Annotated in this window: 30 protein-coding genes and 1 pseudogene; 12 read left to right on the forward strand and 19 right to left on the reverse strand. The window is 37.2% G+C overall.

The genetic code is table 11. The features are described 5' to 3' along the window. Positions 1–75: 75 nt before the first annotated feature. From tnpA to T8I65_RS07555, 4 genes are read left to right on the forward strand one after another with little or no spacing between them, the layout of a single operon-like run. Positions 76–345, forward strand: a complete 270-nt coding sequence (tnpA, locus tag T8I65_RS07540) for an IS66 family insertion sequence element accessory protein TnpA (RefSeq protein ID WP_251740834.1) — start codon at positions 76–78, stop codon at positions 343–345. Further along, positions 345–698, forward strand: coding sequence for an IS66 family insertion sequence element accessory protein TnpB (tnpB, locus tag T8I65_RS07545; protein WP_251740835.1), 354 nt, complete (start codon positions 345–347; stop codon positions 696–698). Before tnpA ends, tnpB begins: the two co-directional genes overlap by 1 nt. Positions 699–740: 42 nt before the next feature. Beyond that, the gene (gene tnpC / locus T8I65_RS07550) at positions 741–2,219 is read left to right on the forward strand and encodes an IS66 family transposase (protein ID WP_322302764.1); all 1,479 of its coding nucleotides are present in this window, start codon (positions 741–743) and stop codon (positions 2,217–2,219) included. Between the two features lie 11 nt (positions 2,220–2,230). Continuing rightward, positions 2,231–2,728 carry a DUF6398 domain-containing protein gene (locus tag T8I65_RS07555; RefSeq protein WP_251740837.1) on the forward strand — a complete coding sequence of 166 codons (498 nt, stop codon included), beginning with the start codon at positions 2,231–2,233 and terminating at the stop codon, positions 2,726–2,728. A gap of 13 nt (positions 2,729–2,741) precedes the next feature. On the opposite strand, the gene T8I65_RS07560 is transcribed toward T8I65_RS07555, so the two are convergent. From T8I65_RS07560 to T8I65_RS07645, 18 genes are all read right to left on the reverse strand, one after another. After that, a complete protein-coding gene (locus T8I65_RS07560) occupies positions 2,742–3,014 on the reverse strand; it encodes a hypothetical protein (protein ID WP_251740838.1) in 273 nt (90 codons plus the stop codon). Positions 3,015–3,068: 54 nt separating this feature from the next. Then, positions 3,069–3,524, reverse strand: a complete 456-nt coding sequence (locus tag T8I65_RS07565) for a PaaI family thioesterase (protein ID WP_251740839.1) — start codon at positions 3,522–3,524, stop codon at positions 3,069–3,071. Between the two features lie 11 nt (positions 3,525–3,535). Beyond that, the gene (locus T8I65_RS07570) at positions 3,536–4,027 is read right to left on the reverse strand and encodes a luciferase family protein (protein ID WP_127137575.1); all 492 of its coding nucleotides are present in this window, start codon (positions 4,025–4,027) and stop codon (positions 3,536–3,538) included. Between the two features lie 119 nt (positions 4,028–4,146). Next, entirely contained in the window at positions 4,147–5,043 is an 897-nt protein-coding gene (locus tag T8I65_RS07575; RefSeq protein ID WP_262319377.1) for a dioxygenase, read from the reverse strand. A 19-nt stretch (positions 5,044–5,062) separates the two neighbouring features. Further along, positions 5,063–5,446: a DoxX family protein gene (locus T8I65_RS07580; RefSeq protein ID WP_251740841.1), complete on the reverse strand. Its 384-nt coding sequence runs from the start codon at positions 5,444–5,446 to the stop codon at positions 5,063–5,065. A gap of 18 nt (positions 5,447–5,464) precedes the next feature. Beyond that, positions 5,465–5,890 (reverse strand): DUF6526 family protein, encoded by a 426-nt coding sequence (locus tag T8I65_RS07585; RefSeq protein WP_251740842.1) that lies wholly within the window; start codon positions 5,888–5,890, stop codon positions 5,465–5,467. Between the two features lie 34 nt (positions 5,891–5,924). Next, a complete protein-coding gene (locus T8I65_RS07590; RefSeq protein ID WP_127137567.1) occupies positions 5,925–6,380 on the reverse strand; it encodes a MarR family winged helix-turn-helix transcriptional regulator in 456 nt (151 codons plus the stop codon). A gap of 2 nt (positions 6,381–6,382) precedes the next feature. Next, positions 6,383–6,862: a glutathione peroxidase gene (locus T8I65_RS07595; RefSeq protein ID WP_251740843.1), complete on the reverse strand. Its 480-nt coding sequence runs from the start codon at positions 6,860–6,862 to the stop codon at positions 6,383–6,385. Positions 6,863–6,867: 5 nt separating this feature from the next. Then, positions 6,868–7,704: a dienelactone hydrolase family protein gene (locus T8I65_RS07600; RefSeq protein WP_251740844.1), complete on the reverse strand. Its 837-nt coding sequence runs from the start codon at positions 7,702–7,704 to the stop codon at positions 6,868–6,870. A 19-nt stretch (positions 7,705–7,723) separates the two neighbouring features. After that, complete coding sequence (locus T8I65_RS07605) at positions 7,724–8,755, reverse strand: aldo/keto reductase (protein ID WP_251740845.1); 1,032 nt, start codon at positions 8,753–8,755, stop codon at positions 7,724–7,726. 264 nt (positions 8,756–9,019) lie between these two features. Further along, the gene (locus T8I65_RS07610) at positions 9,020–9,337 is read right to left on the reverse strand and encodes a type II toxin-antitoxin system RelE/ParE family toxin (RefSeq protein WP_251740846.1); all 318 of its coding nucleotides are present in this window, start codon (positions 9,335–9,337) and stop codon (positions 9,020–9,022) included. Beyond that, a complete protein-coding gene (locus T8I65_RS07615; RefSeq protein WP_251740847.1) occupies positions 9,328–9,570 on the reverse strand; it encodes a hypothetical protein in 243 nt (80 codons plus the stop codon). Before T8I65_RS07615 ends, T8I65_RS07610 begins: the two co-directional genes overlap by 10 nt. Positions 9,571–9,679: 109 nt before the next feature. Further along, a complete protein-coding gene (locus T8I65_RS07620; RefSeq protein WP_251740848.1) occupies positions 9,680–10,495 on the reverse strand; it encodes an IS3 family transposase in 816 nt (271 codons plus the stop codon). 35 nt (positions 10,496–10,530) lie between these two features. After that, on the reverse strand, positions 10,531–10,854 hold the full coding sequence (locus tag T8I65_RS07625; protein WP_251740849.1) for a transposase: 324 nt from the start codon (positions 10,852–10,854) through the stop codon (positions 10,531–10,533). Between the two features lie 917 nt (positions 10,855–11,771). Beyond that, entirely contained in the window at positions 11,772–12,455 is a 684-nt protein-coding gene (locus tag T8I65_RS07630) for a uracil-DNA glycosylase family protein (protein ID WP_322302765.1), read from the reverse strand. Positions 12,456–12,460: 5 nt separating this feature from the next. Then, positions 12,461–13,552: a YcjF family protein gene (locus T8I65_RS07635; protein WP_322302766.1), complete on the reverse strand. Its 1,092-nt coding sequence runs from the start codon at positions 13,550–13,552 to the stop codon at positions 12,461–12,463. A gap of 197 nt (positions 13,553–13,749) precedes the next feature. Next, on the reverse strand, positions 13,750–14,526 hold the full coding sequence (locus tag T8I65_RS07640; protein ID WP_322302767.1) for a competence protein CoiA: 777 nt from the start codon (positions 14,524–14,526) through the stop codon (positions 13,750–13,752). 653 nt (positions 14,527–15,179) lie between these two features. Further along, positions 15,180–15,821: an N-acetylmuramoyl-L-alanine amidase family protein gene (locus T8I65_RS07645; RefSeq protein ID WP_251740850.1), complete on the reverse strand. Its 642-nt coding sequence runs from the start codon at positions 15,819–15,821 to the stop codon at positions 15,180–15,182. 195 nt (positions 15,822–16,016) lie between these two features. Between T8I65_RS07645 and T8I65_RS07650 the strand changes: the two genes are divergently transcribed. The 8 genes from T8I65_RS07650 to T8I65_RS07685 all read left to right on the forward strand — a co-directional run bounded on the left by T8I65_RS07650 (position 16,017) and on the right by T8I65_RS07685 (position 23,197). Beyond that, positions 16,017–16,304 (forward strand): hypothetical protein, encoded by a 288-nt coding sequence (locus tag T8I65_RS07650; RefSeq protein WP_251740851.1) that lies wholly within the window; start codon positions 16,017–16,019, stop codon positions 16,302–16,304. A gap of 270 nt (positions 16,305–16,574) precedes the next feature. Next, entirely contained in the window at positions 16,575–18,998 is a 2,424-nt protein-coding gene (locus tag T8I65_RS07655) for a TraG family conjugative transposon ATPase (RefSeq protein ID WP_322302768.1), read from the forward strand. Continuing rightward, positions 18,982–19,563 carry a conjugal transfer protein gene (locus tag T8I65_RS07660; RefSeq protein WP_251740854.1) on the forward strand — a complete coding sequence of 194 codons (582 nt, stop codon included), beginning with the start codon at positions 18,982–18,984 and terminating at the stop codon, positions 19,561–19,563. Before T8I65_RS07655 ends, T8I65_RS07660 begins: the two co-directional genes overlap by 17 nt. Positions 19,564–19,569: 6 nt before the next feature. Beyond that, positions 19,570–20,406, forward strand: coding sequence for a hypothetical protein (locus tag T8I65_RS07665; protein ID WP_251740855.1), 837 nt, complete (start codon positions 19,570–19,572; stop codon positions 20,404–20,406). Then, complete coding sequence (locus T8I65_RS07670) at positions 20,406–21,029, forward strand: conjugal transfer protein TraK (protein ID WP_251740856.1); 624 nt, start codon at positions 20,406–20,408, stop codon at positions 21,027–21,029. Before T8I65_RS07665 ends, T8I65_RS07670 begins: the two co-directional genes overlap by 1 nt. Next, complete coding sequence (gene traM, locus T8I65_RS07675) at positions 21,010–21,933, forward strand: conjugative transposon protein TraM (RefSeq protein WP_251740857.1); 924 nt, start codon at positions 21,010–21,012, stop codon at positions 21,931–21,933. The genes T8I65_RS07670 and traM overlap by 20 nt, the downstream gene beginning before the upstream one ends. A 12-nt stretch (positions 21,934–21,945) precedes the next feature. Beyond that, positions 21,946–22,833, forward strand: a complete 888-nt coding sequence (locus T8I65_RS07680; protein ID WP_322302769.1) for a DUF4138 domain-containing protein — start codon at positions 21,946–21,948, stop codon at positions 22,831–22,833. Position 22,834: 1 nt separating this feature from the next. Then, positions 22,835–23,197 (forward strand): hypothetical protein, encoded by a 363-nt coding sequence (locus tag T8I65_RS07685; protein ID WP_251740859.1) that lies wholly within the window; start codon positions 22,835–22,837, stop codon positions 23,195–23,197. A gap of 9 nt (positions 23,198–23,206) precedes the next feature. Here the strand turns inward: T8I65_RS07685 and T8I65_RS07690 are convergent. Next, positions 23,207–23,824, reverse strand: a pseudogene (locus T8I65_RS07690) (SOS response-associated peptidase). Between the last annotated feature and the right edge of the window lie 45 nt (positions 23,825–23,869).

A 23,869-nucleotide genomic window follows, 5' to 3' on the forward strand; every position in this document is an offset into this window, starting at 1 on the left:
ATGTATGCGTCCGTCTAAGTGCATCTTTTCTGAACCCTTTGTAGATTATAATTTAGCGGTCTAAATATAATCAAAATGACCCGATCTTCAATTGCCACAGAAATGCGTAAGCTAGTCGATAACTATTATGAATCAGGACAAAGCCGATCCTCTTTTGCCCGTAATCACGGAATTAGCAAAGGAAAACTCTGTTATTGGATCCAGAAATTTCCCAAGGAGCAAGTTATAAAGCCCGCAAAAAGTAATTTTGTTTCCTTGTCGGCCGACCCTTCTACCACCCCAACATCCTCCAGGAGTATGCATATCCGTTTAGGTAATGGCGTAGAAATTGAAATTTCCCTGTAATGTTTGCCTTAAGTAGTTCCCTGAATTACCAGCTATATCTTCCTGGTACTGATATGCGTAAGAGTTTCGATGGATTATGTGGGCTGGTCCTTAGAGAATTAGGCCATAGTCCCCAGGATGGTTCAGTCTATATCTTTATCAATAAAGCTCGCAATAAAGTCAAGTTACTGCATTGGCAGTCCGGGGGCTTTGTGTTGTACTACAAGCGCCTGGAGCGTGGCACCTTTGAGTTGCCAAAATACGATGCATCCGTGGGAGGGTTACAGCTGGATTACACCCAACTGGTGATGCTTATCGACGGGGTGGCCATCACCAATATTACCCGAAGAAAGCGCTATAAAAAAGCCGGATAAATGCTGGCATATCTCTAACAAGGGTAGTATTTTAGCTGCCCGATGACCTATCAGGAGCTACAAAAAGAAAACCAGCAACTTCGCCAGTCCAATGAAACCTTCAAGGAGAAGATCTCCGCTTTGGAGGTACAACTCGGACAGCTCTACAAGCTGATCCAGGGCTTTAAATCGGAACGTTTTATTCCTGAAATACTTCAGCAGCAGCTATCGCTTTTTTCTGAAAATTCAGATAAAACCGGGCAAGTAGTCACTCCTAAAGAAACGATCAGCTATACCCGGGAAAAAAAGAAGCACCCGGGCCGTAATACCTTGCCGGAACACCTTCCGGTACGGGAAGTCATTCTTGAACCAGAGGAAGATGTAAGCACGCTAAAAAAAATAGGTGAGGAAGTTAGTGAAACCCTGGAGTATACCCCGGCCAGTCTGGTTAAAAGACGTACCATACGTCCTAAATATGCCAGGAAAAATGAGCAAGGGGTAGTCATTGCGCCACTGCCCACACGTCCTATCGAAAAATCTATTGCCGAAGCCTGTTTATTGGCTTATATCCTGGTGAGCAAGTATATTGACCATTTGCCATTCTATCGTCAGATCCAGCGTTTTAAACGGGAGTTTGGCTGGGAACCTGCCTCCAGTACTTTAAGTGACTGGATGGCGGGTTGTTGCCAGCTCCTGGAGCCCCTCTATAATACCCTGAAACAAAAAATCCTCACAGACGGTTACATCCAGGCTGATGAAAGTCCGATTAAGGTGCTGGATAGTGATAAAAAAGGCAGCACACATCAAGGCTACCAATGGGTCTATCACGACCCCTTGCAAAAACTGGTGCTCTTTAATTACCGTAGGGGACGTAGGCAACATGGTCCCAGGGAATTCCTTGACGGGTATAAGGGATACGTCCAATGTGATGGGTACAGCGTGTATGATAAAATCGGTGTAGATCCGGATATTACTATGGCCGGTTGTCTTGTGCATGCCCGAAGAAAATTTGTAGATACTCGGGATCAGGATAAAGAAAGAGCGGATAAAGCATTAGCCATATTTAGTGAAATTTATAGGCAGGAACGAGCGATCAAAGAAGAAGCAGCTGGTGATGCGGATATGCGAAAAGAACTAAGATTACAAAAGGTGTTGCCACTATTGCAACAGATCAAAACCTGGGTCCAGGAAGAACAGTTTAAGGTGTTGCCAAAAAGTGCTATCGGAAAAGCCATGACCTACTTTTTAAATCAATACCCCAAGTTCGAGGTGATCTTTGAGGATGGCAGGATCGAACTGGACAACAACCTTATTGAGAATGCCATTCGTCCGCTGGCCCTTGGCCGAAAAAATTTCCTGTTCGCAGGTTCCCACAGGGCTGCACAAGATGCGGCCATGTTATATTCTTTCTTTGGTAGTTGTAAAATGCAAGGTATTAATCCCCAAGAGTGGTTAGAGGATACCTTACGAAGGATACCCGATCATAACATCCAAAAGCTGGAAGAGTTATTGCCGGGGTACCACCGTACAGACAAACCATAAAAAACAAAACAATGACCAAAGAGCAGATTAAAGAAAGACAAAAACACCTTCTAGAGCTTACCGGGACCTTTTGCGCCCAGAAACTTGATGGGGAATATTTTGAGCTCTGCGAAAAGCTCATCAAAAAAATGGGCAGGAAAAGGGAAGTCCCTTTTAAAAGGGGAAAACTCGAAATATGGGCTGCTGCAGTAATATATGCCATAGGCTCTATCAACTTCCTGTTCGATAAATCTTTTGAACCCTATATCCCTTCCAAGGAGATCCACGATTATTTTGGCACCAAGCCTACAACAGTATCCAATAAAGCCAGGATCATTAAAGAAATGTTTGATATGTGGCATTTTAGCCCGGAGTTCTCTACTTCCAAAATGGAAGAAGACAACCCTTTTAACAATATGGTTATGGTTGATGATTTTATCGTTCCTGTTGACTCCCTTCCTGAAAATATGCAACAAATGGTACACCAGGCAAGGGCTGAAGGTAAAGACATTACTTTTACTACAAAATAATAAGATGATTAATCTAGCCCAGCAAATGAGCTGAACCCAGATATAAGGCGTAGTTGCTCGGACGGATACAAGAATAATTAGGGGTAAGCATCGGTGTTGGACTGATATTTTGAAATTTACCATCCTTATAATTAGAGAGTTGTTCATATTTTTGCCTGTCATCTTTGGTTGGAGAAGCCCCAAATTTATCTTGTTGCATAAAAAGCCAAAGAGCAAGAATTAAAATGGAAGCTATTACAATAAATACAATCATCACTTTTTTTAATTTTCGAAAAAACTTGTTCATCTTTTTTAGATAGAAAAATTTGATTCATTTAAATTCTTGAAAAAGCCAACACATCTAATCTTTTCCAGAAAGCTTATCACTATTTTCTTTTATTAATTTGCTAAAAACACAACGGGCAACTACTACGGGATTTTCTTGGTGGTCTTGAAAAAGTTGAATATCCACTTTAACGATGGTTTTCCCATCTTTAATCACTTGAGCCTTAGCTTCTATATCGATGGAGGTTGCAGCGTGTAGATAGTCTATGCGCATATCAATGGTATTGAGTTTGTCTTTGGGAGATTGCAGCGTAGTAGCAGCTGCAGTGCCACCTGCTGTATCTGCAATAGCAGCTAAAAACCCTCCGTGCCAACGCTCTTGAATGAAATCTCCAATGAATTCGTTTTTAAAAGGAACGTGAAGATGTGCATAACCCGACTTCACTTCCAAAATTTTTATACCTAATAGTTGATTAGCAGGCATCAATTCTTCAATGCCTTTTTTTAATAACTCAATAAATTCTTTTTGCATATTTTATGGCTTTATTTGTCATTTAATTTGCCGGTTGCAAATAAATAAGACCGCAAGATAATTTTTTTAATGATTTCTTTTTCTTCTTCATTTCGAGGGGCATACACCATAATAAAATTATGAGTAAGATAGCCCATTTTGGCAACTGGGTGTAACTCACCCCAACCTCGGCTTATGACATATTCAGCATCTTTTAATGTTAGACCTAAGTGCATACTGCCATCGGGCACTGGATGAAAGTGAGCAAACTCATTTCCAATCATAAAGGCGTGACAATCATTGCACATTTTGTCGGAAGAGAGACACATAGCTTGGGCTCCGGGAACAGATATTTTGCTGAACTCTTTGTTGATTTCAGGAAGCGAGAATGCCCAATCCATTAGTGAATCAACGAGTTTACGGTCTTCGGGCTGTTGATTCAGCTGCATATGTGGGTTGCTTGGTGTAGTTTTGGGTTTAATCCCATTTCGTAAGGGAAGTTCAAAGGTGTTTTCGTTTATCATATTTTTAGGGATTGATTTTTCATATTTTGTTAATTGTATTTTTCCTTGATTGAAACTGACGCTAAATGAAGTGAAAATCAAAACGATTAATAGTAAGTACCAATAACAGGATACTGTCATTATTGTTTGATGATAAAACTCCTTTCCCCAAAAGCGGGAAGGGAAGACTCTGATTCAAAAAAGTAATGTATTTCATCTTTGGAATCCATCAACCCTAAACTATATAATACAGGCACAAAATGGTCGGGCGTAGGAGCTGCCAGTTTGCCTAATTTATGACTGTTTTGATAATTAATAATGTTAGAGATATTTCTTTTATCTATTTGTTCCTTAACCCAGTTATCATATTCCATCTCCCAACCATAGGGCGAACTATCATTGCTTTGCATTTTTTTCATAGCAAGTGGGAGATTGTGAATTAATGCACCGCTGCCAATGATGAGTACTCCTTTTTCACGAAGTGATTTTAATTGTTTTCCTAACTCGTAATGATATTCAGGTTTTGCATAATAGTCGATGCTTAATTGAAATACAGGCACGTCCGCTTCAGGAAACAAGTGCATAAGCATAGGCCAAGCTCCGTGGTCGAGACCCCAGTCGGTAGTTTCGCTAACCGATGGGATAATGCGTTTTACTTCTTTTGCAATTTCAGGGGAGCCTTTAGCTTTGTAAAATACATCATAATATTCTTTAGGAAACCCATAGTAATCGAAAATCTGTTGCTGTTCAGGCGATACGTTAACAAAAGTTCCTCGGGTACACCAGTGAGCCGAAACCACCAAAGCAGCTTTTACTTCATAATTTTTTTTCAATTCCTTTCCCAATTGAAATAAGGTATTCCAAAAGGTGCGTTCTTCTCTTGAAAGCGGAATATCCATAGGATTGCCGTGCGAAGTAAATAAAACAGGCATCTTTTTTCCTTGAACAGGAAGTTCATCCGTATATTTTCTAAAGCTGCTTAAGGTATTCACAATTGTTAGTCCTAATGTTGCTAATATAAATTGTTTTCGATTCATTATATTCTACTGTTCAAAATTAGGAATTTGATGATGATAGATTTCCATTGAAAAGTTTATTAAACATTTCAGGGATTCTCACCCAAGCAGTTACCCAAATGAACAACAGAACGATGGATTGAAAAGCGTAAGGCTCGTCATTGGCCATATGTACCAATATGGCACCTCCAAAATAAGCACTCAATAACAACACCCCTAAAACAGCGGTGCGAGGTATTAAAAACAACAATACACTTACCAATTCACCTAGAGCTATAATGGTTATCATTGAGCCCAAGCCCCATTTACCGAAATTTTCAACCATTTCGGGGTTGCCTAATAGCTTTTGGCTGGCACTCATTACTAATAAAGCGGTAAGCAATCCTGCCATTACCCAACCTGTAATTTTTCTACTTTTGCTCATAATTGATGTTTTTAAGGTTTAAACTCTATTTTCATCTGCCGTCCAGTTTTTTATGCTTTCTTTTATGGCTTTTGGACTAAGGTTTTCTTTGGCTGCCCGCTCTATCAATGCTGCTAATTCTTTATCTGATGCAAATCTGGTGGCTACCATTTGTGCCATTGTTAATTTATCTTCTAATTCTTCTAATCTGTTGCCTGTCAAAATATAATAGCGTAATCGCAGTTCTGCTCTTATGGTTCTGTCTTGATTTTTTGTGGCATACAATCTAGCTATTAAAGAAGCGAGAAAAACACTTAAAGCTAAAATCAGAAAAAAGATTTTTTCAGTCAGACTGTGGTCAGAGAATAGCAATACAATACTCAATATCACCCCAACGAGCGTGAGCGGTGATAGAATAAAATGATGAAGTGGATTGTAACGGACGTGATTTTTAAAATTTTGCATATTCAATTATTTTTTGGTTATACTTTGTTTAAAATTATTTACAATGATGCTCTTTAGTTAAGGCAATTAGCTTTTGCAAGGTATGTTTCATCTGGTCCATTTCTTCTTGACTTATCCCTGAATGACTAATGGAGCAAGATAATTTTTCAGGTATGTAACTCGCCTTCTTTTTTAAATTTATTCCTTTTTCTGTAAGGCTTATCTCCACTACACGTTCGTCACTACTAGAGCGTTTCCTTGAAATAAAACCTTGACTTTCCAACCTTTTAAGCAAGGGAGTCAGGGTGTTGGACTCCAGCATTAGTTTACTGCCAATATCATTTACCGTCAGGTTTTGGTATTGCCAGAGCACCAACATCGTTAAATATTGAGGGTAAGTAAGCCCCAACTCGTTGAGCAGGGGCGTATAAAGTTTGGTTACCACTCTAGATGCTGCGTATATCGGAAAACAATACTGATTTTCAATTTCTAATTCAGCAGAATTTTTCATTTTTAAAGAATTTTTCGCAGGTAACTTTCCATTTTCTCCGGCTTGGTGGTAGGAGCAAATCGTTTGACCGGCTTTCCGTTTTTGTCAATGACAAATTTGGTAAAATTCCATTTGATGTTGCTACCTAAAATGCCTCCAAGTTTGGATTTTAAATACTTAAAAACGGGGTGAGCATTTTCCCCATTGACTTCTACCTTGTCGAACATAGGAAAACTTACCCCGTAATTAATTTCGCAAAATTCACTAATCTCATTGGCTGTGCCTTGTTCCTGCTTTCCGAATTGGTTGCAAGGAAATCCCAAAATAACCAACCCCTTGTCTTTGTATATTTTATACAAATTTTCCAATCCCTCATATTGTGGGGTAAGTCCGCACTTGCTAGCAGTATTTACCACCACTATGGTTTTACCTTCAAACTCTTTCAAAGAAATGGTTTCTCCGTTAAGTTTTTTTGCCTCAAGTTCAAATAAGCTCGCTTCCATTTTAATTACTTTTTAGTTGGAAAATAAGTTTTGAAAAAGGCTTTCATATCCTTCCAAGAAGCTTTGTCGGCAGCTTCATTGTAGGAAATGGGAAGGTTGAATTTTTCCCCGGTAGCTGTAGATGCTTTATTGGTAAAAGCGTGTGTGGCATCAGCATAAGACTTAAACTGGTAGGTAATGTTGTTGTCTTTCATTTGTTGATGAAAATTATCCACATCAGCTTGCGGCACAAACGAATCACTTTCACCGTGGCAAACCAATACTTTTGTGTTTTTCATTGCAGGACTTGCTTGAAAGCCGGTAAGTCCACCGTGAAAACTTACCACAGTTTCTAAAGGTACCCCTAAGCTGGCAGCAAAAAGCGAAACCGTTCCGCCAAAGCAATAACCTATGGCACTTACTTTTGAAGCGTCCACCTGTTGTAGTTGGGTTACGGCATCATAAGCCGCCTGCATCCGACTTTTTATCAGATTAGGATCGCCATAAAACCTTCCTGCATTGGCCTCTGCATCGGCAGGGTTTTCTACGACCAATCCATTACCGTACATATCTACCGCCAAAGCCACATAGCCTAACTCTGCCAACATTTTAGCACGATTTTTCACATATTCGTTCAATCCCCACCATTCGGGCACTACTAAAATAGCAGCTTGTTTTCCCTTTTGCTTTGCAGGATAATAAACAACGCCATTGAGTGTAACCTGGCCATCTTTATAGGTAATTTCTTCAGTTTTAACCTTGCTTTTTACATTTTCTTTGCTGTTTTGGGCAGTCAGAGTTTCTACACTAAAAAGGAGTGTAAAAAGCAATAAAATGTATGTTTTAAAATTTATCGTATTCATTCTGTTTGGTTTTTAAATTTTATAAAAAGAAATCTCCATTGGCTCTATCCATAGCTGTAAACTGCAACATCCAATAAGGATAAATAGGGTTTAATGCTGTTAGCTCATCCAGGATTTTAACATCTTCTGCATCCATTTCCCAGGTAGTAGTTTTGATGTTGTCTTCCAACTGGTGAGGCTTGGTAGCTCCAATAAGTACGGAAGTTACTCCGGGTTTTCTCAAAAGATAATTTAGGGCTGCTTGTGCTATAGAAGCCTTGTGTTTGTTGGCAATTTTTTCCAACTCATCAACAATAGCATAGCCTTTTTCCGGATCGATTTGAATAAAATTCTGCTCTTCATTGGTTCTTCTTGCTCCTTCCGGCATTGGCTTGTCTTTTCTGTATTTACCGGTTAAAAATCCGCCTCCAAGTGGCGACCAAGGGGTAAAGGCTAGTTTTTGATCCAAGCAAAGCGGTATCAATTCATATTCTACATCTCTGGATATAAGTGAATAAATGGCTTGCAATGAGACGGGTTTTTCCCAATGATTTTTTTCAGCGGTGTTGATAAACTTCATTAGCTGCCAAGCCGGGAAGTTACTTACCCCATAATATCTAATTTTTCCTTGTGAAACGAGGTCATCAAGGGTTGAAATGGTTTCTTCAAAAGGGGTAATAGGATCATAACTATGAAGCACATAATGGTCGATATAGTCGGTACCCAATCGTTTTAAACTATTGTGGCAGCTCTCGATGATGTGTTTTCTGGACAAGCCCACATCATTAATTTCTTTACTCATTCTACCGCGCACTTTGGTAGCAATGATGACATCCTTTCTTTTGTCTTTTACTGCTTTTCCTAAAATCTCTTCCGATTGGCCGTGAGAATACACATCAGCAGAATCGAAGTAGTTGATGCCTGAGTCTATGGCTATGTCCACTAATCGCTTGCTATCTTCATAGCCTAGAGAACCTACCACACTCCAGTAGCCACTGCTACCAAAACTCATCGTTCCCATACAAAGTTCTGAAACTAAAATTCCTGAATTTCCTAATTGATTGTACTTCATAGTGATTTAATTTAAAGTGAATGATAAATATTTAAGTGCAAAAGTATATCTTTGAAGATTAAATCGTAAGCGATATATTTTGTTTTAACAAATTTTAGGATTTTGAAATTTTTTACACTGACCGCTAACGGTTTCGCTTATCGCAAGTGTGCGGAATTTAGCACACGGAGTTGTCAGTTTATTGTTTTGTTATTTGGAGTTCTAAATTATCGATTTTGTTCAAATACCGCATATTTGCGATGAAGCGGTGTTGGCAATTGGCTGCTACTTTGTCTGCTCTATTTTTTCTGGATTTTGCCGAGTATCAAAAACATTTGCAATTTCGATACGGTTTTGTGTCTTATTAATCCAATAAATGATTTTGTAGTTTTTAAAGACTAAGTATCGAAAATCATGCTCTCTTTCTTTAAGAAGAAATTCTTTCTGCCCAATTTCCGGTGTTTTTTCTAAACCAATTGTAGTATCAATAATTCCATTAACCAATTTCGCAGCTACCCTATTGCTGGCTTTATATTTATAGTAATGAAATATATCTTCTAATTTATCCTCAGCTAGTTGAGTCCAATAAACGGTTAACTCCATTTTTGAACTTTTGCTTTTAAGTCACTTGCTTTAGTTAATCTTCCTTTTTTAGAGTCATCTAATGCTTGATCAATTTCATCATTGAATTGCTGCATAGACATGGGTTTCATCTCTTTTTCAAGTAATTCAGCCTTTCTTTTATGCAACATCTTTTCTAAACCATTTATAATTTCCTCATTTTGTAAACGAAGAAATTCTTGAACAAAAGATATTTTTTTAGCCTCTAAATCCATCTTTCTGCTTTTTATCAAAAATACGAATTCTAATTTATTACTTCTAGTTTAGTAGAATTTTTGTGCAGCTGTCTCGTCCTAGAATACGGCTACAGGTTAAACTTGATTTTTACGCTGCATTTTGGTGTACCGCATTAGGTGTTTGATAGTCTAAAGATAAATGTAATCTTATTTCATTGTATAGTTTGATCGCATTTTTTGCGGCTCTTTTAGCATGAGCTAGATCTGTAAAGGTCTGATCGAGGTAAAATTCATCTTTGAGTATTCCGTTTACCCGCTCTGCCAGTGCATTCTCATAGCAGTGATTATCCTCGGTCATGCTTATTTGTACTTTATTCTTCTGAAGGATCTGGGTGTATGTAGTACTGCAATATTGAAAACCTCTGTCGGAATGATGAATAAGCCCTTTGATATCCTTGGCCTGGTATATGGCTTTGTTTAATGCTCTCACACATCCTTTGAGTTCAAGACTGTTGCTAATGTCGTAACCTACAATTTTTCTGGAATGCATGTCTGTAATGAGGGCCAGGTAACAAAAGCCTTTTACGGTTCTGATATAGGTGATATCGCTTACCCATACCTGATTGGCTCTGCTAACTTTAAGTTCTTTGATGATATTTTTGTACTTATGGAACCGGTGCATAGAGTTGGTGGTTTTAGTGCAGTATTTCTTTCTAAGTGTGAGCATATTGTGTTTTCTAAGGATGTTGAATAAAGTATCCCTGCCTACTTTTAGGCGTGCTGTTTCGAAATCATGGTTCAGGGATCTCATGAGTTTCCTGACACCTTCTCTTGGAAGGGATTTGCGTCTTTGTTTGACGATCCTAACGACCTGTCGTTCTACTTCCAGGCGCTCGTCCTCTCTTCGTTTATACTTGTAATAGGCATCTCGTTTGAGATCGAAACACTTGCAAATAGCGGTCAAAGAAGCAAATCCCTTGGCTTTATCTTTAGCCTTAATTAAGGCTTGATATTTAGTTTTTTTTTGAGTTCCACCACTGATTTGTAGCCTAGTTTTTCAGCCGCTACTTCCAGGTATGATTCTTCAATCAAAGCATCCATATCTTTTTTAAGCAAGAGCTTTTTGAGCTGTTCAATCTCTTTCTGAAGTTGCTTAATCCGTGTTATTTCATCTTTAGTGTTCACAGTAACCCTGGTGTTCATAAGGTCTTTCCGATGGTATTTCTTGATCCATTCGTTAATAGTAGAAGGAGCAATCCCATAGAGTTTCCCTAGTTGATACTTGTTTAGTTTACCTGTGGTAAGTTCGTCTAAAATTTTCAATTTGAAGGATTCTGAATACCGTCTGATTACTTTGTCATTTTTGTACATAACTATTTAAAATTATGTAGCCTTTATTCAGGACGGGTCAAGCTTGTTGCCAACGGCCGCGCATAACACAAGTCGCGGGAATCAGGACTCGAATTTGTCGGCTTGTTGTATTTAAATTGATCTCTAAAATAACCATTTTCACTCAACTACCCGCTATTTGAGTTATGCGCTGTTGTGTGCAGCGGAGTGGCATTTTGCAGAAATGCCGCGAGCGTAGTCGCATGGCGGGCCACCATTAGCCAGGTCGAGAAGTAGCCTGGTGGTTTAGACTTATGCATTTTATCCCCCGGGACGGATAATAGGCGTCAGTCTAAATGTCGGATGGCTCCATGGAAGCCTCCCGCTGCGCACCGCTGCTTTTCCCAATTCAGTTGTTGAATGTTAGTTCTTAGATGGAACCGTTGATTTGTTAGTGCTTGGGTGCAGGAGTTGAATTTTTAGTTTTTGAAGTGTAGTTGAATATGGGTTGTTAAGCACAATTATACGTGTTTTCCTCTAGTGCTTCTTTCAGGAGTACCAACTAACTTGGGCAAACTCGCTGGCGTGTCCACGCCTTGAGAGCGAGCTCTCGGCGATGTCCATCGCGCAAGTTTGAACCAAGACTTCTCCTAACGTCAAAGTCTTGTTTAAAAAGCAGCAGTGCTTGCGGGAGACCCTGGGCCATTGCCATCCGCACCAGGCTTTTCGAGTCGGCCGCCCGCCAGACGATTGCATGCAAAACGGTTACGGTTATGGACAAGTAGCGGGAAAAAGAATGTGAATTTGTCGGCTCAACCTTTTGTTTCTTGGTTTTTTAAATTACATTATTTCCTCAAAACCCGCTATTTGCTATAACCGATGTTGTGCACTGGCTCTATCTAAATATACATTTATTTACCATTTACTCTTTTAGCGATGTGATCTATTAATTCTTGTTCCGAGGCACCACTAGACTTGTTTTGTGGATGTGGTAAAACTAGTGCTGGAATATTCTTCTCATCTAATACAAACTGAAATTGTAGGTTATAGTAATTGAGTTTGTTATTAGATTCTATTTTAGAGATCATTCCCTTTTGTTCCCAATTGTCTAGATAACTACGAACCCAATCATCTGTCAAAAATACAACCGCCTTAGGTTTTAAATATATAATTTCTTCTAATAAAAGTTTTCTGCAAAAGCTTGCTTGGAACAATCTTGTCTTATTATTATTGGGTTTTCTTTCGTGTGGAGAAATTTTAAAAATATTAGTCCAATAAATTTTCTCGAAAATTCCTACGTTATAGAGTTCGCCAGTTATTTTATTCAAACTTTTTCCAATAACTCTCCAAAAAGGTGAGCCAGTATATTTGTAGCTATCATTTAACCACTTGAAATCATTCGTTATGAAATTATTTATAGGTTTATCGAAATTCGTAATTCGATTACCATGACCACGATTTTCTCTACCTACAAATAAGATTGAATTATCATCTACATTATTACCTTTATGAAGAATTTGAATACCATGTGTTTGACCTAATGATGGTTTAGACTTTTCAAGAAGTTCGTTATATAGGTTTAAGATTTGATCCATTTGAATTAATTTACGGCTTTTTGTTCTCTAATTTTTAATCTAGATTTAAATTCTTTAATTATTTCTTCGGTGCCGATTTCATTAATATTTTTATTTTTTGTCAGATGATTTAAGGTTCCAATATAAGCCTCTCCAAAAGCAGTAGTTAAGAAAGCTGCTGTGCTAGCCGAAATGGCACCACCTGCAACAGAGCCTGCTCCTGGGAAGAATTTAAGTAAATTTGCAACAATAGTTTTACCAGCTAAAGTAGCTCCTGCTCCTGTAAGAGTTGAAGATACTAAAGTTGCTAGGAAAGATTTTTTTATTTCCATTCCAAAAACAGCAGTAATAGACGCTAACATTCCTACCTGAATTGGAACTAAAGCAACCGCATCGGAAAACGGAATTGGTACTGCTCCAGTTGCAGCAGCAGATGCAGCGGATGCAGCAACAATACCGTGGGCTTTATTTAATTTTTGTTTTACACTTATCTTTTGTGCGGCGGCGAAGGCTTTTTGTTGTCCTTCAGGTATGACTTCCATAGTTAAATCCACTAAATTTTCTAAACCAGTCGGTTGAATTACATGCCCATCATCTAAAATTCTTGAAATTGAATTTGTGCGAACGACATTTTTAGATTGTACCAATATATTTTGAACCTCTGCTCTGAAATCATTATCGGAGATACATTTGGTTATGACTCCTATAACAGGCATATGGTTTGATAGCATTTCACATAATTCAATTTCGGCATCTTCTACTCTGCGACTGTTCTCGTCGATACAGATCCAAGCAGCATGGATATGTTTTTTCGGATCTTTGTCGCTTTTTAATTCTTTTACTAAATCTTCAATTTCCTTCAAGTTATTCTTAAATTCTTTTAATTCTAGACCTCTTGTATCATAAATTGAAAGTGGAATGTCTTCTTTTGTTATTTTTCTTGTATTTTGAGTAACCGGTTTGCCTTGTCCTGTTTCTGCATAGTTACCTTGAAAAACTGCGTTGATTAATGTGCTTTTTCCAACTCCGGTTTTTCCAGCTACAAGAATATTTACTTCACCTCGATCTTTAATAGCTTTTTCTAATTGTTCTTTCACGATTTCAGTTAGGTTGTTCATTTTTTTGATTTTGATTAGTTTTAATTGTTAAAGTTATAATTACTAATTGAGCTTGTGCACAACGGTCCCGGTTATCGCCAGTTGCGGGATTTGGAACGCGGATTTGTCGGTTTAGTTGTTTATTAATTGGTCTCTAAAATAACCATTTTTACCAAACTACCCGTTATTTGCGATGAACCGATGTTGTGCGCTGTAAATTAATCAACTTTCTTATAATGATCTAGAAAGTCCGTTTTATCGAACCTTTTTATTATAAAACCATTACCAATTTTGAAGGACTCTATTAAATAATAAATTGAATCTCCTCCCATATCAAAAAAGATTGGTGTTTTAGCTTCATCCCATCTTTTATGTTGATATTTCCATACCATCAAGTAATAATCGTTTTTGGCGGTGTACGGAAAATATTTTTTCTCGAAATAATCAATATATTTCCATCCGGAATTATCTTTTCTTACTTCTTCTGCTTCTTTTAGTCTTCCTTCTTTTTTTAGTTTTCTGTATTTTGCATCTTCGCGCTTAGCCCAAGCATATTCTACTTCTTCTCCAAAATTTGATTTAATATCACTGAACAATTTTATATTTTTTTGATACGGAATTAGGTCAATTATCCAGATCATTTTTTTATAAAAATTCTCTCTTGATTCTATTTCATTTATTTTAATCGGAGAATGCTGTATTTCAATTACTAAATCTTTATAATCTAGGTAAATATCAGCTATATGTTTTTCACCATTTTCTGGATCCAATTTTACAATCTCCTGATATTCTGAATCAAAGTTATTTTTCCATTCTCTGTGCCATTCAGTTTCTCTTTCGTACCAATTATCACAATCTTGTAAAGCTTTATGTTTCCAATGATTTACTTTTTCTGGTCCGCAATATGATCTAACTTCACTTTTGCAACAAGGACATAATCCTTCAGTTTTTGGAGAAGCTTCTTTTCGAATACCATTTACAAGAGCATATTTCATTTACGGATTTCGATATTTATTGCGCACAACGGTTGCGGTTATCGCAAGTTGCGGGAGTAGGGACGCGGACTTGTCGGATTAACCAATTTCTTTCCTGGTTTCTAAAATTACACTTTTTCGGTTAAACCCGTTATTTGCGATCAACCGCTGTTATTTAAAGTTGCACAAACTAAAAATATGTCTAGAGTTCATATTAATTGAAATATGATTCTATTATATTCTTCCAGTTAAATGCTAATAGGAAAGCGAGCGTGAATAGGAGAAATGGCACTGAGCTTAATACAATCCATTTCGAATTTTTTGAAGCATCTTTTCTTCTCACGAGTTTCAGAGAGTTTAGAAATGACATAACTACAACTCCAACAGTTAGTAGCACGAGAAATAATCTACTATTTTCAAATAACCATTCATTTAAAACTCCTCTAAGGAATTCCGTTATACTGAATATTAGTAAAAGCGAGATACAGAAAATTGAGAAGATCCAAACGGAAAGCTCTTTATAGTCAGTTGTCTTAGAAATGTTGTTATTCATTCTTATTCAAAATCAAGAAATTATTAAACTAAAACTCAAATGTGCAATTTTATATAACTCGTTATATTCATCCAAATATACACTTTTAATCGAGTACGTTCCGGGATAAACGCAGTTCTACCTATTTTATAACACTCAAAATTGCTAGACTTAATTCTTTCAGATTCCTAGGATCACTTAAATATCCTGCTTCAACCGGATTACTCAAAAAACCCATCTCTATCAATAAAGAAGGGGTGCTATCAATAGTTTCCCGCAGTACCTGAAAATCCGAGAATTTTACGCCCCGACTCTTTATACCAGTCCTTTGAGTGACTGATTTTTCAATTTGGTATGCTAGGTAAGTGGATTCATTTAGATTAATGCTATTCCTCCGGGAAACATAAATTTCAATTCCTCTGGCGTTTATAAAAGGGGAGTGGTTGCAATGCAGGGAAATAAATCTATCCGCTTTAAGTGATCTGGCAATTTTAGATCTGTCGCTTAGAGAAATTAAAGTATCTGAATATCGCGTAAGATAAATTTCAAATTTATTCTGGAATACAATTAGATTTAGTTTTTGAAGGTGCAACGCTAATTTCAGCACTACCTCTTTTTCCTGGATCTCATTTACTCCTATGGCTCCGGCATCTTTGCCTCCATGTCCGGGATCGATAACAATAACTAATTTTTCATTTCCTTTCAATTGCGCAGAAATATACTGGGGCATAAGGATTAATCCTGTCAAAATAATGATCCCTACAATTGATCTTAAAAACTGCATGACTTCTGTTTTAATTGTTTAAAAATCAGACAATCAAAACTTCTATTGAGAATATTTCAAAGTTTAACATGAGCTCAAGTTAAAATTTGAACATTTCAATCCATCCCTTCTATTTCATGATAGATTCGATAAAAATTCATTCATCAAGTTGTCATCAACTACCTGTTATAACTAACAGTCAAAAAACGAAACATCATGAAAAGATCTATTTACACTACACTTTTTTTGTCTCTTTTTTCTATTCCAGTTTTCGCACAGATTGGCGGTATAGAAAATTCTGTAGCGGACATTTCCGACACTATCAGAGCAATTTTTCCCATCATTCTCGGAGTGATATTTCTGGTAGGCTTCCTTTTTAATGCCGGCCATTTTTTTGGTGAAAATGCCGATTTGAAAAAGGGAATCACCCGTGTGCTGGTTTTTGTTTTAATCGCCGGAGCGGTGGTTGGAATTTTTACTTACCTCATAAGCATCGTTGTATAATGAAACAGTTCGAGGTATATAGAAATATTAGAAAAGGAGCCATGATTTGGGGACTTCCCATTACGATGTTCGCATTGATTATGATCTGTATCGTAGGCTCACTTATGGTGATTATTTTCTCCTTCAGCTTAACAATGATCATTGGGGTTTTTATTTGTAATACCGGTCTCTATATAATTCTGATCAGGATATCAAGCAATCCCCGGCTTTTTCAATTTTCAAGTGTCTTTCCAGGTATTATCAGCAATAAAAAATCAAGCCTTTTAAATTATGAAGAAAATTAACCTAGCATCCTATTCACCAATCTTTGATATTCAGGATAATTTGGTTTTTGCCAGTAATGGGAACCTGATTCTATGTTATCAGGTTAGACTTCCCGAAATCTACTCATTGTCAGAAAAAGATTTTGATGAACTGCACAGTACTTTCTTTCAGGCATTCAAGTCACTACCTGCATCCTGTGTTATTCACAAACAGGATGTTTATTTAAAGCAGGAGTATTCTTCAGAAAAGCTTCCCAATAAAACTTTTTTGGAAAAGGCTACCCATAATCATTTTAAAGGGCGGGAGTACATAGAACACCAAAGCTATTTGTTTTTCGTGCTGACAAAAAACAAATCCTTAAACAATGCTAAATATAAAAACCCCTTCAGAAACATTTCAAAAACAATTCCTGAGACACTGGAGGAAAATATCCGGGACTTCGTAAGTACGGTATCAGATTCGGTTTCCTATATCAATAATAGCCGTAAGGTCAGCTTAGTTCCTCTTGCTGAAAATAGTATAATGAGCTTTAGCGATTCTTATTTTAATGGTTTCAATGAAGCTTGTGATACCGATATATTGCTTGATAAATCAGGTATACATATAGGAGATAATTATTTCGATTTACTATCCATAAACAGTGAATTGTGTTTCGGGGAGAGTGTTCAAAGCAGCAAAAGAAATGAACACTTTACCTCTGATGATTTTATTTTTCACCAGGGCTTTATTGATGGTTTAGGCCTGACCTTAAATGAAAACCATATAGTAAACCAGATCATCTATCTGGACGATAAACACAAATGGAGAAAGCTGCTGGACAAAAAAATAGAAGAGCTTAACAAAAGTTCCAATTTTGGATCACAAAATAAGGTGGTTCTCCAAAAAATTCAGCATATACAGGATCAGATTAATAACGACGATAGCTCCAGGATTATTCGCGGGCATTTAAACGTCATCTATTGGACAGATGAGGCCAGCAAGTTGCAGAGAATAGCATCCAGAATAAAGGCTGAATTTAAAGAATTGGATATCATACCATACTATCCGGGTGGTGAAGAACGTAAGAACTATTTCCTTAACAGCTATTTCTGTTTCTCCTCTAATTTTTCGAATGAGGATTTATATGTCACCGATCTCAAGCATGCATTGTGTATGCTTATAAATAATACAAATTATAAATCGGATCCAACCGGAATCATTTTTAATGACAGGGAGTATAATATCCCGGTTTTCAAAGATGTTTGGGATGAGAAAAAGAAGCGGATCAAGGCAAGGAATTTTGCAATTTTTGCCCCAACTGGAGAAGGCAAATCCTTTCTGGCCAATAATATTCTCCGTCAATATTTTGAAAGTGGTGTGCGTCTGGTGATCATTGATCTTGGAGGGTCTTATGCCAAATTTGCCAAATTATACCCTGGCAGCTATGCTATTCTACGCTATAAAAAGGGAACAAATTTAGGTATCAATCCATTTTATATAAATGATCTAAAAGATTTAACTCCCCAGCGTCTGGAAGATCTGGCAGATTTTCTTTTCGAATTGTTCGCCTCCGGTTTGAAAGTAACAAAGGAGCAATCGGTTTCCACTAAAAAGATCTTACTCCATTATTATCAAAATGTTCCTATCCCACATTCGTTGGGCAGTTTTTATCGCTTTATAGAAGAGAATCAAAAAGATCTACATGATCAATTAAAAGTTCATCCGGATTATTTTAATATCACTGATTTCCTTCACATTATGTCTGAATATGTAGGAAATGGAATTTATAGTTTTCTATTTAAAGAAGGATTAGATCTAACCTATAAAATTGAAGATAAAAGGCTTATCGTCTTTGAACTGGATGAAGTGAAGGATAACAAGGAGATCCTTTCGGTAATGCTGAAATTAATTAAATCTGCTATACAAAGGACCATCTGGAGAAACCGTGCTGAAAAGGGAATTATCCTTTTTGACGAATTTGCCAAACAACTGAAATTCGAAAACGTCCTGGAAAGCGTGGAGTTTTATTACCAGGCTATTCGGAAACAGAATGGAGCGATAGGGATCATTCTTCAATCTATCAATCAGCTTCCCAATAATTCCACCTCAGCAAGTATCCTGGAGAATACTCAGGTCATTTACAGCCTTCAAAATGAAAAAGGATATGACGAGTTGAAAAAACGTCTGAACCTCTCAATGCATGATTTAAATCAGCTGAAATCCATTAAAAACAACTTTGTCGGCCCCAGGATATACACTGAAATATTTATAAAGATCGGTAAGGAGAGCAATATTTTCCGCCTGGAAGTTCCGAAAGAAGCTTATGCAGCGTACCTGACCGATGGTTGGGAAAATGAAGAGATTATGAGACTTTATGAAAAATATTCTGATATGGAAAAAGCAATAATTGAATTCACATCTAAAAGATCAAACTATGAAATATCAAACTAAAATTGCAGCGCTGGCGATAGTTATTGCCCTAATCATGCCCGCAAGAGTTGCGAGTCAGGGAATGCCAGTTTATGACAACACCAATTTTATAAGTCTTGCAAAATCGCTTATAGAATCGGCCAAACAAACCTCACAATTATTGAAAACAGTGGATTTCCTTAAACAACAAAAGGAAAATCTGGAGAAAGTAAATAATGTGGTAAAACAATTGAAAGCGGTCCAGGAAATCACGGAAAATAATCAACGGCTATTTGATATAGTTCGGGACGATCTCAGGGAGATCCTGAATTCACCGTATATCAAACCGGAAGAAGTGACCCGTATTTCAGACTCCTTTAATTCTATTATTGAAAACTCATTGGAAGATCTGGATTTTATAGACCAGATACTTTCCAGCGATTATTTAAAAATGACCGATGCTGAAAGAGCGGCCATCCTGAAAGAAAAAGAAATGAATTCAAAAGAAATGGTGGCCGAGATCAACCAGAAGACCCAACGCTATCGCGATATCATTTCTTTTCGGGAGATGCAGGATAAAATTAACAAAAGGGAAACTGATTACTAAACGGCTATGGGTATATTTTTAGGAATAGGACTGGAATATGTGGACGCTGTTTTTCAAACTATCAAAAGCAGCGATTTTTCGCAATACACAATTACGGGGATGAAAAGTCTCGGGGTCATGTTGTTTCTGGTAAATATTCTCAAAAAATATAATGAAGGAATTGCCGATAGGGATGGTTATACCTGGGGTTTGAGTCCTGGAGAACTCGCTAAGAATTTTGTGATCGTTTTACTGGTCATATTCTCAACAGAGGTGCTGGGTGTCTTTGATGGTATTTTGGTAGCGATTGAAACCAATTATCGTGATACTGCACCTGCGCTTATACCGCTTCAGCTGCAGGATATTGATATCGAGCAGGATGTAGGTGCCATAGAAGCAGCAAAAAAGGCGATGGCTTTGTTGTATGAAGCCCTGGTAACTCCGCTTTACCCTGTAAAAGTACTTTCATTTATAATCGGATTATTTTTATGGGTATTGGATCTTTTCATTTACCCATTGTTTTTAGCGGAACGTTATTTTCTCCTTGGAATCATGCAGGCTTTTTTCCCATTGATTATTAGCCTAGCCGTTTTTGAGAAATTCCGAAATATGGCCTATAATTTTTTCAGGATGTATGCGGCGGTTTATATGCTCGTTCCTGCATTTTTCCTGGTGAATGTTTTTGTAAACGCTCTCTATGCGGAAATTAATATCAACTTCTGGTCGAATTTGTTAGGATCATCAACCGATAACGGAATTATTAAAATCATCATAGAAGCCGGGTCTATAGCCTTTATCGTATTTCTGAAATTTAAATTATACACACGAGCTACTTCATTCACCTTTAAACTTTTCACCGCCTAATGAAAACAGCCTATCACAACATTTTTAGTGTTCTAAAGATCAATCGCATTATAGTAATTACGGTGGTATGTGGCGCAGTCGTCACCAGCCTGTTTTCTGGTTGGCTGGTATATAACATACACCGTGAAGCTTTAAACAATGCCTTTGCAGTAAGTACAGATGGAGCGGTAATTCCGCTAAAGTGGGTAGATCAGAAAGAAAATTTAAAAGTTGAAGCCCTGGCACACCTGGAATTATTTCATCAATATTTTTATGATATCGATGCCAGTAATTACGTAAAGAACCTTGAGAAAGCACTCTGGTTAGGGAACAGTTCGGTGGACAATGTTTACCGACAGAAGAAAGCCGATGGCGTTTATAACCGCTTACTTCAATATTCCCTAGTACAAAATGTATTGAGCATAAATTCTGAACTAGACCTGGAACAAGTGCCTTTCCATTTTAAGACCACTACCATTTTTGAAATTAACCGGGGAAGTATTGTAGATACTTATGAACTGGTATCTACCGGTAATCTGATTCAGGTGGATCGGAATTTCCCCAATAATACTCACGGAATTTTGATCACCAATTATTTTGAAAACAGTTTAAAAAAGATCGAATATGAAAATAGAAAAGAATAAAGTAGTCTTCGGAAGTATATTGGCATTTGTTATCATTTTTATCGTGTCTTATTCCGTGTTGGTTTTAGGTGATGATTCTGAAGAATTTGAACAATTAAAACAAACCAAGGTACCGGAACTGGAAGAAGAGCAGGAGCAATACAATTCTAAACTCGACGCCATTAATGCGCTCAGGGAAGTCAGGGAAACCAATGCTCCGAGTATTTATGACGAAAAACTAATTGATTCCCTGGGGTTTTATGATCCAGACCTTGAGATTAAGGAAAAGGAACGTATCGTGGATAGTATCTATAAATCGGGCAGAGTTAATTACAGCGAGAACGGCTATCGAAAGACGAAGCCGGATTTAAGAAAGCCTGAAGTACAAATAGCCGATTCCATTATTCCAGAAATAAACGAAAGCCTGTCAGCTAAGGAAATTGGGCTGGAACACCAGTTATTTTTCGCCTCCCAACCTTTAAATAATGAAACTGAAATAGATTTCAATACTGACCCATTTATTTACGCAGAAGTAGACGGCGAGCAGGTAGTGAAAACTAATTCCAGACTGAGAATGCGTGTGATAGAAAATACAGTGATAAATGGTAAACCTGTTCAAGAAAATTCCCTCATCTACGGGTTTATCAGTTTCAAGCCGAATAGGGCGCTAATTGAAATTGAAAACATTCAACATCAACCGGTAAAATTAAAAGCTTTTGACCTTCAGGATGGCAGCGAAGGGATTTATGTTGAAAATAGTTTCCGTAGCGATGCCACCAGGGTAGTCATAGGCGATGTGGTGGAAGATATCAATGTAGCCGGAGTTCCACAGGTTTCAGGAATTAAAGACATATTCCAAAGAAATAATAAGAATATCAAAGTCACTATTACCAATAACTATAAGCTCATTTTAAAGGCTCATTAATATTCTACAATCATGAAAAATTCACTCATTTTATCAATCATTCTCATTTTTCCTTTTGCAATTGTAAATGCCCAGGTCCAAGGCTTTCACAATTCCAAGGATTCCCGATTGGATACCATTTTTGCAAACGATACAAAGAATGTAGCCCTATTTTTTCCCGAACCAATCCAGCAGGGAATTGCGGGTTCCGATAATTTTGTATTGACCTATAACAGGGAAAAAGAACAAACATTTGCACTGCTCCAGGCAACTCCCGGAAAAGAAAGTAATTTACTGTTTATCAGTAATTCAGGTAGTATTTTTTCGTATATTGTAAAGTATTCCGAAGAGCTTCAAAACCTAAATTATTTTATTGAAAAATCAGGGAGTATTGGCAATGTTAACCGGGTTGTGGCTAAGCCTGAAAATGTTGAAATTGAAACTGATTCACCTCTCAATACTCAAATTAAACCATCATTGAATGACCGACTTTATTTTCAGAAGTTTAGTTCTTATTTGTTGAATAAAAATATAAAGTCTGGAATGCTTCGCAAGCGGAATGAAAAAGTTGTTATAAAGCTTGAAAATATCGTATTCCATAAAGAGCATTTGTATTTTGTGATGGAAATACAGAACAGGTCGGCAATAGATTATGAAGTCAACTTTTTGAAGGTTTCGGTTAAAACCCGAAAAAATGAAAAAAGGAAATCCATGCAAAACCTGGTTCTGGATCCGATATTCAAATATGATATGCCGAATAAGATTGGAGTAGGGGAAAGCGCTCGGTTTGTATATGTAATGCCAAAATTCTCCATTGCTTATGATAAATTAGTAATGCTTGACTTAAATGAAAAGAATGGCGAACGGAATATGAAATTGAAAATTAAACAGCGCTTCATTAATAATCCTAATTTCTATTAATATGAAAAATTATGTATTTATCCTGATTCTGGCTATTTGTGTTTCCTGTACTGAATCTCAGATGAGTCCTGCCATGACCGCTCAAAAAGTCGTGGAGAGCTTTTATGCTAAAGATAACTCCCAGTTAAAAAAATATACTACTGCAGAGAGTTATGAGTCCTTCCTTTCTGTACAGGACATGTTTGAAGCTCAAAATTCATCCTCATCAAATTTTAAGGTTCTTGAGGAATCTATAGATGAGAAAACGGCCTGGGTTAAATTTAGTACCAGGTTTGAAGATAATCCTGAAACCTTCAAACTCATCCAGGAAGATGGAATGTGGAAAGTTACTGAAAGCGGGATAAAGGAAACTAGTCCTTTTTAGTTTTTTATCCTAAACCGGTTTTGCTTCCAAATCTACATCATACGGAAAAGCAAAATTTGAAACTTCATTTCCTGTGAGCCATGACTTATGATCTGCAGATTTGAGTACCACGGGCATTCGCTTTTTGTTATTATGGATTTCGCTCATTAGCTCATTGGCTTCGGTGGTTACGATAGAGTAGGAGTTTACTAATTCATTATTCTCAGGATTCTTCCAGGTGGAATAAATTCCTGCAAAGGCAAATATTTCCTGGTCTTTCGGCATAAGCAGATATTTTTGTTTTTCCTTGCCTTTTGGGTCCAGTCATTGCCATTCGTAGTAACCATCTGCTATAATAAGGCAGCGATTTTTGACGGAATTCCTATAAGCCGGCTTTTCCGAAACAGTTTCAATCTTGGCATTTAGGGTCATTTTTTTGATCTTATCATCCTTTGCCCAAAACGGAATCAATCCCCAGTTGAACATTTGAATTTCTCCATGATTCTCATCGGTAATTACCGGTGTTTTCATAAAAGTGAAGGCATTGATCTCATCCATGGGAGAAAACAGCTCAGGCTCTACAAAACGAGCTTCAAACGAACGTTCAATAGCAGCAAGTCTGGAATTCAATTTGGTACGATAACACATATTATTTTATTTTGAATTTACGGAAATTTTAAAACTGAGTGAAAG

The organism is Christiangramia sp. OXR-203 (assembly GCF_034372165.1).
In the GTDB taxonomy this organism is placed as follows: domain Bacteria; phylum Bacteroidota; class Bacteroidia; order Flavobacteriales; family Flavobacteriaceae; genus Christiangramia.